The sequence below is a fragment of the Bacillus sp. FSL R9-9497 genome (assembly GCF_038005805.1).
Classification (GTDB): Bacteria; Bacillota; Bacilli; order Bacillales; family Bacillaceae_G; genus Bacillus_A; species Bacillus_A cereus.
On sequence record NZ_JBBOTY010000001.1, the window covers coordinates 2,407,469 to 2,423,849 of the forward strand.

Genomic DNA, 16,381 nt, shown 5'->3' on the forward strand with positions numbered 1-16,381 from the left:
AATAAATTAAGAAAGGAATCATCATTTTTAACTAAGGGAGAAGATTGAATTGAAAAAATTATGGATGCTGCTTTTCGTTTGTTTCGCGGTTATGTTGGTAGGATGTAATAAAAACGAACCGCCAAAACAAGCATTTGAAGAATATATCAATTTATGGAATGATAGAAAATTTACAAATATGTATGATCATTTATCAGATCATGCAAAAAAATCAATTTCTAAAAAAGAATTCACAGAAAAATATCAAAAAATCTATGAGGGGATTGGAGCTAAGAATTTAAAAGTTAAAATGAAAGGAGAGAATACGAAAGATAAAGAGCTTTTTCTTTTTGAAGTTAAGATGGATACCGATGTAGGATCAGTTTCATTCATCCATGAAGCAAAACTTGTGAAAGATAAAGAGTCTTGGAAAATAGATTGGACGCCAGACTTCATTTTTCCAGGAATGAAAAAAGATTACAAAGTACGTATGCAAATAGAGCAAGGAAAACGCGGAGAAATATATGATCGAAATGGAAAAGGGCTTGCAACGAATGGTAAAGCGACTGAGGTTGGAATTATTCCAGAGAAACTAGGCGAAACAGCAGCGCAAACGAAAGAAATAGTAGCACAATTACTTGATATGTCTACAGAAGAGGTTGAACAAAAGCTCACAGCGAAATGGATAAAACCAGACTCCTTTGTACCAATTGGTATTTTAAAAGAAGGAACCAGACAGAATGATTATATTGAATTAGAAGGAGTTTCATCTCGTCCAGTAAATATTCGTACGTATCCATTAGGTGAAGCAGCGGCACACTTAACTGGATATATAGGAAAGGTGAATGCGGAGGAGTTAAAATCACTTCAAAAACAAGGTTATCAAGCAGATGATTTAGTAGGTAAGACCGGTTTAGAGAAAGTGTTAGAAAATAAATTGCGTGGTGAAAAGGGTGGACGCGTATTTATAGAAGATGAGAAGGGGAAAGAGATTAAAAACGTAGCAAAAAAAGAATCAAAAGAGGGAGAAAATGTTACGTTAACAATTGATGCTGCAATTCAAGAAAAAATCTTTAATGAGATGAAAACTGAAGCAGGGTCTAGTGCAGCGGTCAATCCTAAAACAGGTGAAACAATCGCACTTGTAAGTAGCCCTGCTTATAATCCAAATATAATAGTTAGAGGAGCATCGAAAGCCCAACGAGAAGCATGGAGTAACGACTCGAAACTACCAATGACGAATCGCTTTACACAAGCATTTGTACCAGGTTCCGTATTTAAAACGATCACAGGTGCAATTGGTTTGGAAACAAACACAATAAATCCGAAGGAAGAATTTAAAATTCAAGGATTGAAGTGGACAAAAGATTCGTCTTGGGGAAATTACTATGTAACGCGTGTAAAGGATGCAAGTCCAATTGATTTTGATAAGGCAATGAAGTACTCTGATAATATTTATTTTGCTCAACAAGCTTTGAAAATGGGAAAAGATCAGTATGTAAATGAATTTAAAAAGTACGGATTTCATGAAAAATTACCAATCGAATACGAATTTCCTATTTCAATTATTGCAAAAGATGGGATAAAAAATGATATTCAACTAGCAGACACGGGTTATGGACAAGGACAAGTATTAATGACGCCACTTCATTTAGCATTAACATATGCACCGATTGTGAATGAAGGGAATATTCCGTCGCCACACCTTTTAAAAGAAGCAAAAGTAGCGGGGAATTGGAAAGAAAATGTGATTTCTAAAAAGAATCAAGAGATATTAAAGAGTGCATTAATTAAAGTCATTAATGACCCTGATGGCGCGGGGAGAATTGCAAAGGTTAATGGTGTAACGCTTGCTGGTAAAACTGGTACAGCAGAACTGAAAGAGTCGAAAGAAGCAGACGGAAAAGAACTGGGATGGTTCGCAGCTTTCGATGCAAATGCGCCAGACATGATTGTTACAATGATGATTGAAGATGTAAAAGGAAGAGGAGGAAGTAACGTTCCAGGTGAAAAAATAAAACATGTATTTCAGAAATAATACTTAATTATAAGGTGAATTTTTCACTACATTTATTATATGTTTGCTTCACTCAAAGATATAAATTGGGGGAAATATAGAACAATTAAATTTCAAAAAAGCATTCTTTCTAATCGAGAATGCTTTTTTGCTGTCATTCTAGAAAAGTTGACATTGTTAATGGTAAATAGAAGGGAATAGCAAATTGAAATGGACAAGTAGAGTGTTACGTTAAATTCAAAAAATAGATTATTGTGAGTGGATTTTTATCATTGTATGCTTTACTTGTTTTTTAGTAGTATTATTCTGCCTGAAAAAAGATAAACAATGGAACAAATGAAACTTGTATTTTGTCTATATATTGAAACCATAATAAAAAAGTGAGGGCAGTTTTATGTTTATTCAAATAAGTTTGAGGTGTGGAAATGGAACAGACGTTTATTGAAAAGTGTAATCATGATGAGCTGGACTATGTTATAAAAGACTATTGGCAAGATGTATGGAATTATTCATTTATTATTACGAAAGATCCACACTTATCAGATGATATCACGCAAGATGTATTTATAAAGGTGTTTAAAAATTGGAATTCATTTCGAAAGGAGTCATCTATTAAAACGTGGATTTTAAAAATCACAAGAAATACGGCAATAAACTATTTGAAATCCTCCTATTTTAAAAGGATATCTTTAATAGGATTTTTTAGTGACGATAAGCAATCCTTGTCAGCAGAACAAGAATTTTTTAAGCAAGAAGAAATGAATGATGTGTGGAAGGTGGTATTAGAACTACCTAAAAAGCACCGTGAAATAATTATATTGGATGCAAAATATGAATTATCTTATGAAGAAATGGCTGAAACATTAGGAGTATCCATTGGAACTGTAAAATCGAGATTAAGTAGAGCGAGAAGTAAGGTTTCAAAATTAATAGGGGAGGGTAGTAGTGATGAACAATAAACAAAATCCTGACTGGTATAGAAAAATAAAAAAAGGCCCAATGGAGAATCGTAAAGATGAAGAAGAATTTATTTCTAAAATAAAGCAGTCTATATATGAAAATAATGAAGTGGATTTTGAAAAACATAAAAGACCATTTCGTAAAAAAGCATTACCTATTGTAGTTGTTTTGGTTTGTACAATGTTATTTTTCATTGTTCAACAACCTTGGGTTGATGATAATAAATCGCCGGTACAAAGTAGTACTCAAATTAAGCCTAAAACAAAAGATGAGTCTGCTCAAGATCCATCATTAAAACAATTTATGAATGAACTATATCAAAGTACGAACTCAAAAAATGAAAATAACTTGTACAAAGCGTTAAATGATGAAGTTCTATTTAAAGGAAAGAGTTATAGGAAGGATGAACTGAAGTTTGATGAAGATATCTTTCATGAGTTGCAAGTCGCCCTTACAATGGGAGGAGAGTTTGCAAAAGATACAAAGCAAGTATATAAAGTACCAAGTGGATTGACAGAAAGTAACCAACCAAACCAAGCGCATTTTATATATGCAACTGTTACTGGAAATAAAACGAAAATTTTAGCTGAACCAAAACGAGAATCACAAGTTTTATATGAAGTATCTAATGAAATGGTAAAAGCTTGGATTCCAGAAAAAGTACAGAATAATGGATATATAAAAGTTTCGACAATTAACGGTAATACTGGATATGTACAGAAAGAGTATGTTTTAACTGATATTAAATATTCATTTATGTTCGAAAAGAATAATGAAGGTATATGGAAAATAATAAATATAAATTCTATATGGTAAAAGAGGAAGGTTCATTAAAGTGAACCTTCCTCTTTATTTTTATTTTCTTTTTGAAGAGTATTCCAGTACTCTAAAATTTCTGATGTAACGAGAGCGGCAATGTTTTTTTCTGAATTACTACCAGGGATAACGACAGAAACGGCAATTTGTGGATCTTCCGTAGGAGCATACGCAATGAAAAGAGAGTGATTTATCATTCTTGCTTGCTCATTTGGAAAACCTGTAATACCTGTTTTACCTGCGACGTCAAAGGGCAACTTTTTAATTTCCTCTATATTTTGACTCATCCCACCTTGCACGACACTCCAAAAGTTCATCGGGTAACGATTTGAACTTTCTAAAATGGGTTTAAACTTTTTGGTTTCCTTACCATCTTGCCCAATAATCGCACTTACGATTTGAGGTTTATATTTGTCGCCTTTACTTGCCAAAGTTGCTGCATATTGAGCGAGTTGAAGAGGAGTATGCACTTCATTTCCTCCCCAAGAGGCATTTAATAAAGCTGAAATCCCATTTTCAAATTTATTAGATGGATGGAATTCATATTGTCCGTCTTCTTCAAAGGGTAAATCAATCCCAGTTTTAGAACGTAGGCCGAATTGCATTAAATAATCTGTCCATATATGTGCCACTTTTTCTATATTTCCATTATTTTGGTTGAATAAGGGCAGAGCTACTTTTGCTGTCATAAATGTGTTAGATGAATTAATGATAGCCTGCCTCGGTGTAATCTCCCCTGTTGGTGTTCCAGGCGCATTCGTAATGTTATTTTGATTATCATACTGAAAAGTACCTTTATCTAAATAAGTATCTTCGGGTTGGAAAAGCTTTTCGTTTAATCCAATTAAAATAGTGAGTGGTTTTATAGTAGAAGCCATATTTACATAAGATTCACCATACTTTAATTTTTGAATTGCTTTATTTTGCGAAAGAGATTTAATGTTTTCTTTTCTAGAAGATACATGTGTATTTAATATATTTGGATCAAAAACTACCGAGTTGGCCATAGTTAAAATTGCGCCAGTTTTTGCATCGCTCACTATAGCATAACCAGCTTTAGCATCAGGTGTTTTCTTAATTTGAGATTTTAATGCTTCTTCTGCCTTTTGCTGCAACTCAGAGTCTAAAGCTAGCCGCACATCTTTACCTTTTTGTACGTTTTGAATGTTCCATAAGAACTTTTTATTATTCAATTTAAAAATAAGAGTTTTACCTGGTTTTCCTTTTAAATCATTTTCATATTGCAGCTCAATCCCGCTTTTTCCAACAGCCATATGCTTTGAATTAAGGTCATTTTCTACATACCCAATTACTTGTGAACCAATTTCGTGTTTAGGATAATATCGAATCCATTCATCTTTAATTATTACATTATTGGGTTTGTTTTTGTTTATGAATGCAAGTTCATTCTCAGTTATATGAGAGTATAACGGTATATCATTCATAGTCTGCTTTTTACAAGATTGTTGTAATTGAGATTTTATGTTCTCTGTAGAAATATCATGTTGAAACTCGCTTGAAAATTGATTAAAAAAAGCTAATGTGTTTGATGTATCTTGTTTCGATAGCTTTTCATCATTAGAAGTGCAATATAGAGACTTAACTTTCTTATTTGTAGCTAGTATTACACCATTTTGATCAAAAATCTTTCCTCTTTCAGCTGAAGAAGTTGCGATAGTAATTGAAATGAAGTTGATTTTTAATAAAATTAGTAAAATCAAACCTACAATAGAAAGAACCGCAAAAAATCTCCATCTTTTTGTATGTAACATATAACCCTCCCTTATGTAGCCTATTTCATCTTATATTTAATTATTTTTTTTGTAAATGTGGAACAACTTTATTGTTTAGGTTGTCTATTAAGTATTACAGCATGAAGAAAGGAATAATTAGCATGAAAATTTACTAGCAAGTTTATAGGTAAGTTTAATAAGAGTCATTATACAGTTTAGCACTTCTAATGCAAGCGGCAAAAAATAGAGAGAAAACAAGAAGGGAGAGTTATTAATTCCATAGCTAAACGAAAAGGAATAGATGCTTACAAGGAATAAGCAAAAGATTGAGGCGATATTTATAACCGATTATCGGTATCTAATATATAAGGGATGTTTTTAGTATTTGTAGCAATTTCTGAAAGGATTAAATGGAGGATTTATGAAAGAACAAAAAGGCAAGAAGCAGAAGACATATATATCTATTCGATTAAATATAATGTTCCTTTGCATATTTGTACTATTCTCAGCTATTATTATGCAGCTAGGAAAGGTACAAATCGTTGAGGGAGAGGCTTATAAGAACCAAGTGGAAAGTAGTCAAAATGCAATAACTAGTATTCCAGTTCCACGTGGACAAATTTTAGATCGAGAAGGGAAAACAGTTGTTAATAACAAATCTCTTCGCACAATTACGTATACAAGGGTGAAGGGAATTACGAGTGAAGATATTTTAAAAACAGCAAAAGACTTGGCGAAAGTACTTGAAATGCCTGAACAAGATATAAATAAATTAACAGATATCGATAAAAAAGATTTTTGGATGCAGTTGAATTCGAAACGTGCGGAGACAAAGATTACTAAGAAAGATATAGAAAAGTTTAAAGAAAAGGGTATAGAGGGAAAAGAGTTAGATAAAAAAATAGAAGACTTAAGACGAGGTCGGGTTACAGAGGTAGAATTAGCAGAATTAACAGCACAAGATTTAAAGGTGTTAGCTATTAAAAGTAAAATGAGTTCAGGTTATCAACTAACACCACAAATCATTAAAAAAGATGTAACAGATGAAGAGTATGCGCGGATAAGCGAAAATCTTGCGAATTTTCCAGGAGTAGATGCAACTGTTGATTGGGAACGTAATTATGTAAACGGTAATTTATTTCGTTCTGTATTAGGAAATATTACGAGTAGTGAAGAAGGATTACCGAAAGAAAATTTAGATTCTTATTTAGTACGTGGATATAACCGTAATGATCGTGTTGGAAAAAGTTATATTGAACAACGATATGAAGATGTATTACACGGCACAAAAGAAGAAGTAAAAAATATTACTGATAAATCAGGAAACATTGTTAGCACAGAAATAATCTCTAAAGGAAAAAGTGGTAATAGTTTAACATTAACGATTGATATGGAATTACAAAAGAAAGTGGAAGAAAGTATAGAAAAAAACTTGAGAGCTTTTAAGAGTTCAGAGCCACTGCTCGATCGAGCTTTTGTTGTCATGACGAATCCAAATAACGGACAAATTTTATCAATGGCAGGCAAAAAGATTGTAGAAAAAGAAGGGAAAATAGAGGTTGAGGATTTGGCATTAGGAAACATGACAACTTCGTATGAGCTAGGGTCAGCTGTAAAAGGTGCTACTTTATTAACTGGATATGAGACAGGGGCAATACATCCAGGAGATCAATTTTATGACGCGCCGATGAAATTTAAAGGTACACAAGCTAAGAAATCGTGGAATGTATCCGGATTTGGTAATATTAATGATTTACGGGCTTTACAAGTATCTTCGAATGTATACATGTTCCAGACAGCTTTAAAAATTGCGGGAGTCAATTACGTACCAAATGGCTCATTGGATATTAAACAAGGAGCATTTGATACGATGCGCTATTATTTCAAGCAATTTGGTTTAGGTGTCCCAACAGGTATTGATTTACCGAATGAAATAATTGGACAAACGAGAAAAGTAGATAGTCAACCTGGGTTTTTACTAGATTTTTCTATCGGTCAGTATGATACGTATACGCCGTTGCAATTAGCGCAATATATTTCAACGATTGCAAATGGTGGTTATAGAATGCAACCTCAAATTGTACAAGAAATACGAGAACAATCAATAAAAGAAGAGGTTGGCAAAGTTATACGTTCCATAGAGCCTGTCGTATTAAATCGAATTGATATGAAGAAAGAACATATTGATCGGATAAAAGAAGGGTTTAGATGGGTATTCCAAGAAGGTGATGGAACTGGCGTGAAATATTTCAAAAACGCGCCATATAAACCAGCAGGAAAGACAGGAACAGCCCAAACTGTATATGGTGGAGATGACCCGATTGGTAGAAATGCAAAAGGAGAACGTATGGAATGTTATAACTTAACGTTAGTTGGATATGCTCCATATGATAATCCAGAAGTAGCATTTTCCGTAGTAGTTCCATGGCTTCATGATGATAAAAATGGAATTAATTCTATAATTGGAAAGGAAGTATTAGATGTATACTTTGATTTAAAACAGCAACGTATACATGGTGAATCTACTAGTACAGGTGGTTCCAAGCAAAATTAGAATACTTTTCTCAGGGAAGAGAACCTGTTTATATAAAGCCATTTATAAGTAAAAAAATGAAATGTGAAATAAGAGATAGTGGCGATCATAGCTACTATCTCTTATTTTGTTAATAATTCTCATACTAGCTATAAATTTTTTCAGTTTATGGAACAAATTTGGTTCGGTGATTGTCTATTATGTGTACGTATAAAAAGGTGCTAAAAATTTGGAAGGAATGATGATTTTGAAAAATAAGAGGATGCTAAAAATAGGAATATGCGTTGGTATATTAGGTTTAAGTATTACAAGCCTAGAAGCTTTTACAGGAGAGTCACTGCAAGTTGAAGCGAAAGAAAAGACTGGACAAGTGAAACATAAAAATCAGGCAACGCATAAAGAGTTCTCTCAACTTGAGAAAAAATTTGATGCTCGATTAGGTGTATATGCGATTGATACTGGTACAAATCAAACAATCTCTTATCGACCTAACGAAAGATTTGCCTTCGCATCAACATACAAGGCTTTAGCCGCGGGAGTATTACTACAGCAAAACTCAATTGATTCATTAAATGAAGTAATCACATATACGAAAGAAGACTTAGTGGATTATTCACCTGTTACAGAGAAACATGTAGATACTGGAATGAAACTAGGAGAAATTGCAGAGGCAGCTGTTCGTTCAAGTGATAATACTGCAGGGAACATTTTATTTAATAAAATAGGAGGACCGAAAGGATATGAAAAAGCGCTTAGGCATATGGGGGATCGGATTACTATGTCTGATCGCTTTGAAACAGAATTAAACGAAGCTATTCCAGGAGACATTCGTGACACTAGTACAGCGAAAGCTATTGCTACGAATCTTAAAGCTTTTACGGTCGGAAATGCACTTCCAGCTGAAAAACGTAAAATTCTTACAGAGTGGATGAAAGGAAATGCTACAGGGGACAAACTTATTCGTGCAGGCGTACCAACTGACTGGGTAGTTGGAGATAAATCAGGTGCTGGTAGTTACGGGACAAGAAATGATATTGCTGTCGTTTGGCCTCCAAATAGAGCACCAATTATCATCGCAATTTTATCTAGTAAAGATGAGAAAGAGGCAATCTATGATAATCAACTCATTGCAGAGGCAACTAAAGTTATAGTTAAGGCTCTTAGGTAATAGTATTTTAGTTTTCGCATTTTTAACATGAAAGTATTAAAAGTATAAAGTTAGAAAACGACTCTTTTCTTGTGATAAGAGTCGTTTTTGTATTCTTATTATTAAAAAGGTAGAAGTAAAAATATAACGAATATATATGACATATCTCATACGAAATTTCATGTACTGCATTATTTTATTAATTTAAATAAATTTCAAGAAAGTATAATATAATTCAGTTAGCATATAGAAGTGTTTGATGAGAATGTAAAGGAGAAAATATGAAAAAGAAAATTAATAGAATTGTAATGATTATTTGTATATTAGTAGGTTTTACAATCTTTTTATATTTACAGAACAATTTAATAAGTATAACTGAGGTTAAAATAACCTCTAGTAAAATACCATCCTCTTTTAAAGGGTATAAAATTCTACAAATTTCAGACTTACACAATAAAAAAATTTGGCGATAATCAAGATGTGTTAATTCAAAAAATAAAAAGTATAGACCCAGATATTATTGCGATTACGGGTGATTTAATTGACAGTAAATCATACGATGCAGAAGTGAGTATGCAATTAATACAAGAAATGGTAAAGAAGTATCCTGTATATTTTGTGACAGGAAACCATGAACAATGGTCTGGAAAGTATAACAGTTTAGAAAAAGAGTTGAAGAAATATGGTGTCAATGTTTTAAGGAATGAACATGTAGGCATTCGAAAGGGTGAGCAAGAAATAAACTTGCTAGGTATTGATGATCCAGAGTTTGTTACTGGAAACCGTGATGAAGGAAATATTATAATAGATGAAATTAAAAAAGCAAAAATTGAAATGCAGCCAGATAGATATAATGTATTATTATCCCATAGGCCTGAATTTATAAAGGAATATACGAATGAGAGGTTGGATTTGGTTTTATCGGGACATGCTCATGGAGGGCAAGTTAGATTGCCATTTATCGGTGGATTAGTTGCTCCAAATCAAGGTGTTTTACCTAAATATACAGCAGGTTTATATGTAGAACAAAATACATCAATGGTAGTGAGTAGAGGATTAGGAAATAGTATCATTCCGCAAAGAATTTTGAATAGGCCAGAGATTGTAGTCGTGCAGTTAAATTAAGCTGTACGATTTTTTTTATGCAAAAGTGAGTAAAGAGATTTTATGTATTTTGCAGGAGTTAACATTACAATTTTGTTAAAAATTTTCTACGTTACATAAAGTAACAAAATTTGACCCTGATTGTTTGTTATAGTGTAAATAATCAAAAAACTTAAAATTTGTCGAGTGAAAATTGTGATAAGTAATTCATGTAAAAAACTTAAAGGGGTGTACACATGCATAAAGAATATGAAATTGAAGAATACACGGCGATTGAGGAACAAATACATTATTATTGTAAATGTTTATTAGTAAGTCATCCTGATCAAATAATAAAGTATTTAGAAAAAAGGTTAGAAAAATATGCAGAAACATTACAATATGCACATTTATATCCTGACACAGTTATTTTACCGTTACAGCAATTAGTTATTGAATATTCTTTAGATGTTGCTAGAATTCGGAAGTATATGAATTTAAAAACGTAAAGTGAAATTTATAGTTTAAATGAAACAGAGTCGATTTTAGGAAATGAAATTCTAATGTCGACTCTGTTTCATTGTTTAATATCGTTGATTGAACATACATACTAATCAATGAAGTTTGACATATAATTAAGCAAGGGTAAAATAAAAGTGAGTACTCACTCATTTTATTGAAAAAGGAGGATGAAACGTGCAACAACCTTCAATTATTTTACGGACTGTATCAAAAAGTTTTGGAAAAAAAGAAGTGTTACACAATCTTTCATTGCAAGTTGAAAAAGCAGAAATTTTTGGTTTTGTTGGACCTTCTGGATCGGGGAAAACAACGCTCATTAAAATGATTGCAGGTATTAATGAGGCAACGAAAGGTGAAGTGCTTGTTAATAATACTAATATGCCTAATTTAAATGAAATGAAAAGAATTGGTTATATGGCCCAGGCGGATGCATTATACGAAGAATTGTCAGCATATGAAAATGCAGATTTTATAGCAACGATGTATGGACTAAAGGGAAAACGTAAAAAGATAAGAATTGCAGAGGTTTTTGAACTTGTACAATTGTCACAGTATATGAAAAAGCAAGTACAACAATTTTCAGGTGGAATGAAAAAACGCTTATCATTAGCAATAGCGCTCCTTCACGAACCAGAAATATTAATTTTAGATGAGCCTACAGTGGGGATAGATCCGCTTCTTAGAAAAACGATTTGGGAAAAATTTTATGATCTTAAAAAGAAAGGCACAACGATTATTGTAACGACGCACATTATGGATGAAGCTGAATTTTGTGAGCGTCTAGGGTTAATTAGAGAAGGGAAACTAGTTGCGGTTGGAACAACTGAAGAATTGAAAAAACGCGTGTCATCTGGACGGATTGAAGATGTCTTTTTGCTAGAAGAGGTAGTGCCATCATGAGAGTTACTGGTGTAATTATACGTATTATTCGTCAATTTTTTCGAGATAAGCGTTCGTTAGCAATGATGTTTGGAGCACCGATGTTATTACTTTGGCTTTTGTCACTAGTGTTTACACAGAAAGACTATGTACCGCAAATTGCTGTTGTTGATATGCCCGCTCAAATAGTAAAAATGATGAAAAATCAAGAAGCGTCAATTTATGAATACAGTAAAGAAAAGGCGATTTCTGAGTTGGAAAAACAAAAGGTAGATGCAGTACTTCGTATAGAGAATGGAAAAATGAAACTTCTGTTGGAAGGTAGTGATTCGTCAAAAAATCGTGCTGTACTTCAAGTATTGCAAAAAAGTACAGAGAAGAATGATGTATCGATTATGAAACCTGAAGTAAATTATTTACATGGCTCTAAAGACTTTACGATGTTTGATGGGCTTGGTCCTGTATTAATTGGTTTCTTTACATTTTTCTTTGTATTTATATTATCAGGTGTATCTTTCGTAAGAGAACGTTTAAGTGGTACGCTAGAAAGGTTATTATCCACCCCAGTAAGAAGATGGGAAATAGTCGCAGGTTATATTATTGGTTTTGGAATCTTTGCCTTTATACAATCCATTATTATCGTAAGCTTTTCCGTTTATATTTTAGATTTATACGTAGCTGGCTCCATATGGCTAACGCTACTTATTACATGTATGCTCTCTTTAACTGCACTAACATTAGGTACGTTTTTATCGGCATACGCAAATAATGAATTTCAAATGATTCAATTTATACCGCTTGTTATTGTGCCACAAATCTTCTTTTCTGGATTGTTTCCAATGGAATCTATGAATAAGTGGCTACAAATGTTAGGGAAAGTATTTCCACTCACATACGGCGCTGACGCAATGAGACAAGTGATGATTCGGAATCAAGGGTTTACAGAGATTGCATTAGATCTTACTGTATTATTACTTTTTTCACTATTATTTGCAGTAGGAAATGTATTTGCTTTAAAGAAACATCGCAAAATATAATAATGACAAAAAGGAGCTTTATAAATGCAGAAGGATTGGCTGGAGGAATTAATAGCTGCAACTAATACGGATAAACGAAATGAACGTCAAATGCGAATATTAGAGGCGGCTGTTGATATGTTTGGAGAAAAAGGATACGCTTCAACTTCAACAAGTGAAATTGCAAAGCGTGCTGGTGTAGCGGAAGGAACCATCTTCCGCTACTATAAGACGAAAAAAGATTTATTGTTAGCAGTCGTCATGCCAACATTAACAAAGTTTGCTGCACCATTTTTCGTACAAACCTTCGCAAAGGAAATATTTAAATCGGAGTATGAATCATACGAAGGGTTTCTAAGAGTTGTGATTTATAATAGATTTGAATTTGCAAAAAAGCATTTTCCAATGATAAAAATATTAATTCAAGAAGTGCCATTTCAGCCAGAACTAAAAAATGAAATACAACATTTAGTAGAAACAGAGTTATTTTCACATTTTAAAAAGTTGATTGTAAAGTTTCAAGAAGACGGGGAAATTATTGAAATGCCGCCATCTTCAGTATTAAGACTTACTTTATCAGCTGTATTAGGTTTATTATTAACAAGATTTTTATTATTACCTGAAGAAAAATGGGATGATGATTTGGAAATTGAAAATACGATTCAATTTATACTGTACGGATTAACGCCACGAAATTAATCGTCGAAGTATGAATTACATATGTTACATTTAAGCAAAATAATAAATCGCCTTTAAAAAGGCGATTTATATTTGTTATATTTTTGATAAATAAGTACTTGTTTACGAAAAACATTCTAGATTAACGTACTTCTTTGTCTCTTCTTCTAAGACCTAATAATCCTGCTAGTCCTAATAAACCGAGCCAAGCCCAATTATTATTTCTATCACGATTATCATTTAAATCATTTGTCGTATTTACATTTCGAGTTCTCACATCATTATTAACTCTGTCTAAATTATTGTCATTAACTCGAGTTGAAATATCAGTGTTATTAACTCTATTCATATGATTTCCATCGTATTCAGCTTGGGCAGATGTACCTAAAAACATAATAGATAGTGCTAAAACACTTAAAATAGATGATAATTTTTTCTTCATAAATTTCTCCTCCTTTCTTACGTATTACATTCTCCAACTCTTTTGTGCATTATTCATTTGTGATAGTATCAAACCATGATTTTAAAGCGAACATCTTTACGTCGTAGAGCTAAATAACTGTTAAAATGGCATTGAATATGTGCATTAAAATATTAAATAAAACAAACTTTGATTACGATACTAAACTTAGTACAATTTATATAGTACGGACTAGTACAAAGGAGGTAATGAAATGCGACAATTTGCAAAACCAACAATTGTTGTGAGTAAATGTTTAGAATTTGATGCTTGTCGTTATAATGGAGAGATGATTCCAGATGTAACAATACGAAATTTGCAGCCATTTGTTACATTTATACCTGTTTGTCCAGAAGTGGAGATTGGATTGGGAACTCCTCGTGAAACGATACGAATTGTAGAAGAAAATGGTGAGAACAGACTTGTGCAACCGTCGACACGAGAAGATGTAACTGAAAAAATGGAGCAGTTTTCAAATGACTTTTTACAAACGATATCGGATGTGGATGGTTTTATTTTAAAGAATCGTTCGCCAAGTTGTGGTACGCGTGATGTGAAAATTTATTCTGGTTTTGAAAAAGCGCCAGCAAAGGGAAAAGGATCGGGCTTATTTGGCGGAGCAGTAGTAAAAAATTTTTCGCATCTTCCTATTGAAGAGGAAGGCAGATTGTCGAATTTTATTATTAGAGAGCATTTCTTTACAAGACTATTTACAATCGCATATTACAAAATGATTAAACATAATAAAAATATGAAAGACCTTGTATCGTTTCAGTCGGACAATAAATATTTATTTATGGCATATAATCAAGTGAAACAAAAGGAATTAGGGCGTATAATTGCAAATCACAAAAATGAAAAGATTGAAGTTGTATTTGAAAACTATGAGAAGACTTTATATGAATTATTTATGCGTACACCCCGCTATACATCGAATGTAAATGTATGTGAACATATTTTTGGATATTTTAAAACAAAATTGAAAAAACAAGAAAAAGATCATTTTTTAGATCTGATACAAAAATATAAAGAAAAGAAAAGCCCGCTTAGTAGTATACTTGCAATTTTAAAATCATGGGCTCTTCGATTTGATGAAAAGTATTTATTACGACAAACATATTTCGAACCATACCCTGAAGCTTTAGTAGAGATTTCAGATTCGGGTAAAGGTAGAGATTATTAAACAATAAATTACATATTTCGACAAGAAAACTCCTATGTTGTTGTAGAACAATGTAGGAATTTTTTTGTGCATTAGTACAGAATCTGTTTTAAAATTAAGTTATGACAGAATTGTAGCAATTGTCTAACTAATATTCTTGTCTTTTAAGTTGTTATGTTTGTAGTAGAAACTCGCACGCTGTCGAAACTCAATATTCGATAAGGGGTGTGTAGCGGAATGGAATTTACTCTAACTCGCGAAAAACAAATGATTAAAGAAATGGTACGTGACTTTGCTGAAAAGGAAATCGCACCGAAAGCTGTATATTATGACAAAACTGCAGAGTTTCCATATGAAACATTTCAAAAAATGGGCGAACTAGGATTATTAGGCATCCCATTCCCAGAAGAGTATGGAGGTTCAGGTGGCGATACTGTATCGTATGCGTTAGCAGTTGAAGAAATTGGTCGCGCTTGTGGTGGCACTGGTTTAAGCTATGCTGCAACAATTTCATTAGGTGCTTCTCCAATTTATTATTTCGGTACAGAAGAACAAAAACAAAAGTATTTAGTTCCAATGGCGTCAGGTAAAACATTAGGTGCCTTCGGATTAACGGAGCCGAATGCTGGATCAGATGCAGGTGGTACTCAAACGAAAGCGGTACTAGATGGCGATGAGTATGTAATCAGTGGTGAGAAGTGTTGGATTACAAACGCAGAGTATGCAAATACCATTATTGTAACCGCTGTCAACGGTGTTGAAGAGAATGGTAGAAAACGCATTTCAGCATTTATCGTACCTACTACTAGTGAAGGATTAACGATTTCTAGTCCTTACGATAAAATGGGCGTTCGCGCTTCTAATACTTGTGAAATCGTACTTGATGGTGTTCGTGTACCGAAAGAAAATATTCTTGGTGATGTAAATAAAGGTTTTAAACAATTTTTATATACACTTGATGGAGGACGTATTTCAATCGCAGCATTGGCAGTTGGTATTGCGCAATCAGCCTTTGAACGTGCATTGCAATATGCGAAAGAACGTCAACAATTTGGAAAGTCAATCTCTAATTTCCAAGCGATTCAATTTAAATTAGCTGATATGGCGACTGAAGTAGAGCTAGCACGCAATTTAGTACATAAAGCAGCTTGGTTAAAAGATAACGATAAACCTTTCGGTAAAGAAGCGGCAATGGCAAAACTATTTGCATCGGAAGCGGCAAGCCGTATTGCGAATCAAGCAGTACAGATTCATGGTGGATATGGCTATATGCGTGAATATGAAGTTGAACGACATATTCGTGATGCGAAACTATTAGAAATTGGTGAAGGAACTTCTGAAATTCAACGTCTCGTAATTGCTAGACATTTAGGATGTAGATAAAAGGGAGGAATCA

The 16,381-nt window shown here is 33.1% G+C and carries 13 protein-coding genes and 1 pseudogene; 12 read left to right on the forward strand and 2 right to left on the reverse strand.

All coding sequences use genetic code 11. The annotated features are described in order from the left end of the window. Positions 1-49 precede the first annotated feature (49 nt). From MKY21_RS12375 to MKY21_RS12385, 3 genes are all read left to right on the forward strand, one after another. Complete coding sequence (locus MKY21_RS12375) at positions 50-2,017, forward strand: penicillin-binding transpeptidase domain-containing protein (RefSeq protein WP_341076361.1); 1,968 nt, start codon at positions 50-52, stop codon at positions 2,015-2,017. Positions 2,018-2,421: 404 nt separating this feature from the next. Beyond that, the gene (locus MKY21_RS12380) at positions 2,422-2,955 is read left to right on the forward strand and encodes an RNA polymerase sigma factor (RefSeq protein ID WP_000438327.1); all 534 of its coding nucleotides are present in this window, start codon (positions 2,422-2,424) and stop codon (positions 2,953-2,955) included. Further along, a complete protein-coding gene (locus MKY21_RS12385) occupies positions 2,945-3,772 on the forward strand; it encodes an SH3 domain-containing protein (RefSeq protein WP_341076363.1) in 828 nt (275 codons plus the stop codon). Before MKY21_RS12380 ends, MKY21_RS12385 begins: the two co-directional genes overlap by 11 nt. A gap of 14 nt (positions 3,773-3,786) precedes the next feature. On the opposite strand, the gene MKY21_RS12390 is transcribed toward MKY21_RS12385, so the two are convergent. After that, positions 3,787-5,544, reverse strand: coding sequence for a peptidoglycan D,D-transpeptidase FtsI family protein (locus MKY21_RS12390; protein ID WP_341076366.1), 1,758 nt, complete (start codon positions 5,542-5,544; stop codon positions 3,787-3,789). A 382-nt stretch (positions 5,545-5,926) separates the two neighbouring features. Between MKY21_RS12390 and MKY21_RS12395 the strand changes: the two genes are divergently transcribed. From MKY21_RS12395 to MKY21_RS12425, 7 genes and pseudogenes are all read left to right on the forward strand, one after another. After that, positions 5,927-8,059, forward strand: coding sequence for a peptidoglycan D,D-transpeptidase FtsI family protein (locus MKY21_RS12395; protein WP_086392436.1), 2,133 nt, complete (start codon positions 5,927-5,929; stop codon positions 8,057-8,059). Positions 8,060-8,279: 220 nt separating this feature from the next. Next, positions 8,280-9,206 (forward strand): class A beta-lactamase Bla1, encoded by a 927-nt coding sequence (bla, locus tag MKY21_RS12400; protein WP_140159530.1) that lies wholly within the window; start codon positions 8,280-8,282, stop codon positions 9,204-9,206. A gap of 260 nt (positions 9,207-9,466) precedes the next feature. After that, positions 9,467-10,310 (forward strand): annotated as a pseudogene (locus tag MKY21_RS12405) (metallophosphoesterase). Between the two features lie 215 nt (positions 10,311-10,525). Then, positions 10,526-10,777, forward strand: coding sequence for a hypothetical protein (locus tag MKY21_RS12410; RefSeq protein ID WP_000548621.1), 252 nt, complete (start codon positions 10,526-10,528; stop codon positions 10,775-10,777). Between the two features lie 187 nt (positions 10,778-10,964). After that, a complete protein-coding gene (locus tag MKY21_RS12415) occupies positions 10,965-11,690 on the forward strand; it encodes an ABC transporter ATP-binding protein (protein ID WP_001187066.1) in 726 nt (241 codons plus the stop codon). After that, positions 11,687-12,706 carry an ABC transporter permease gene (locus MKY21_RS12420; protein ID WP_098616557.1) on the forward strand — a complete coding sequence of 340 codons (1,020 nt, stop codon included), beginning with the start codon at positions 11,687-11,689 and terminating at the stop codon, positions 12,704-12,706. The genes MKY21_RS12415 and MKY21_RS12420 overlap by 4 nt, the downstream gene beginning before the upstream one ends. A 24-nt stretch (positions 12,707-12,730) precedes the next feature. Continuing rightward, positions 12,731-13,384, forward strand: coding sequence for a TetR/AcrR family transcriptional regulator (locus tag MKY21_RS12425; protein WP_001168186.1), 654 nt, complete (start codon positions 12,731-12,733; stop codon positions 13,382-13,384). 121 nt (positions 13,385-13,505) lie between these two features. Here the strand turns inward: MKY21_RS12425 and MKY21_RS12430 are convergent, their stop codons facing one another. Further along, positions 13,506-13,805 (reverse strand): WGxxGxxG family protein, encoded by a 300-nt coding sequence (locus tag MKY21_RS12430; RefSeq protein ID WP_000728148.1) that lies wholly within the window; start codon positions 13,803-13,805, stop codon positions 13,506-13,508. 232 nt (positions 13,806-14,037) lie between these two features. On the opposite strand from MKY21_RS12430, the gene MKY21_RS12435 reads away from it, so the two are divergent. Together MKY21_RS12435 and MKY21_RS12440 are read left to right on the forward strand one after the other, a co-directional pair. Next, the gene (locus tag MKY21_RS12435; protein ID WP_001248646.1) at positions 14,038-15,006 is read left to right on the forward strand and encodes a YbgA family protein; all 969 of its coding nucleotides are present in this window, start codon (positions 14,038-14,040) and stop codon (positions 15,004-15,006) included. Between the two features lie 216 nt (positions 15,007-15,222). Then, the gene (locus MKY21_RS12440; RefSeq protein WP_000397282.1) at positions 15,223-16,368 is read left to right on the forward strand and encodes an acyl-CoA dehydrogenase; all 1,146 of its coding nucleotides are present in this window, start codon (positions 15,223-15,225) and stop codon (positions 16,366-16,368) included. Positions 16,369-16,381: the final 13 nt, after the last annotated feature.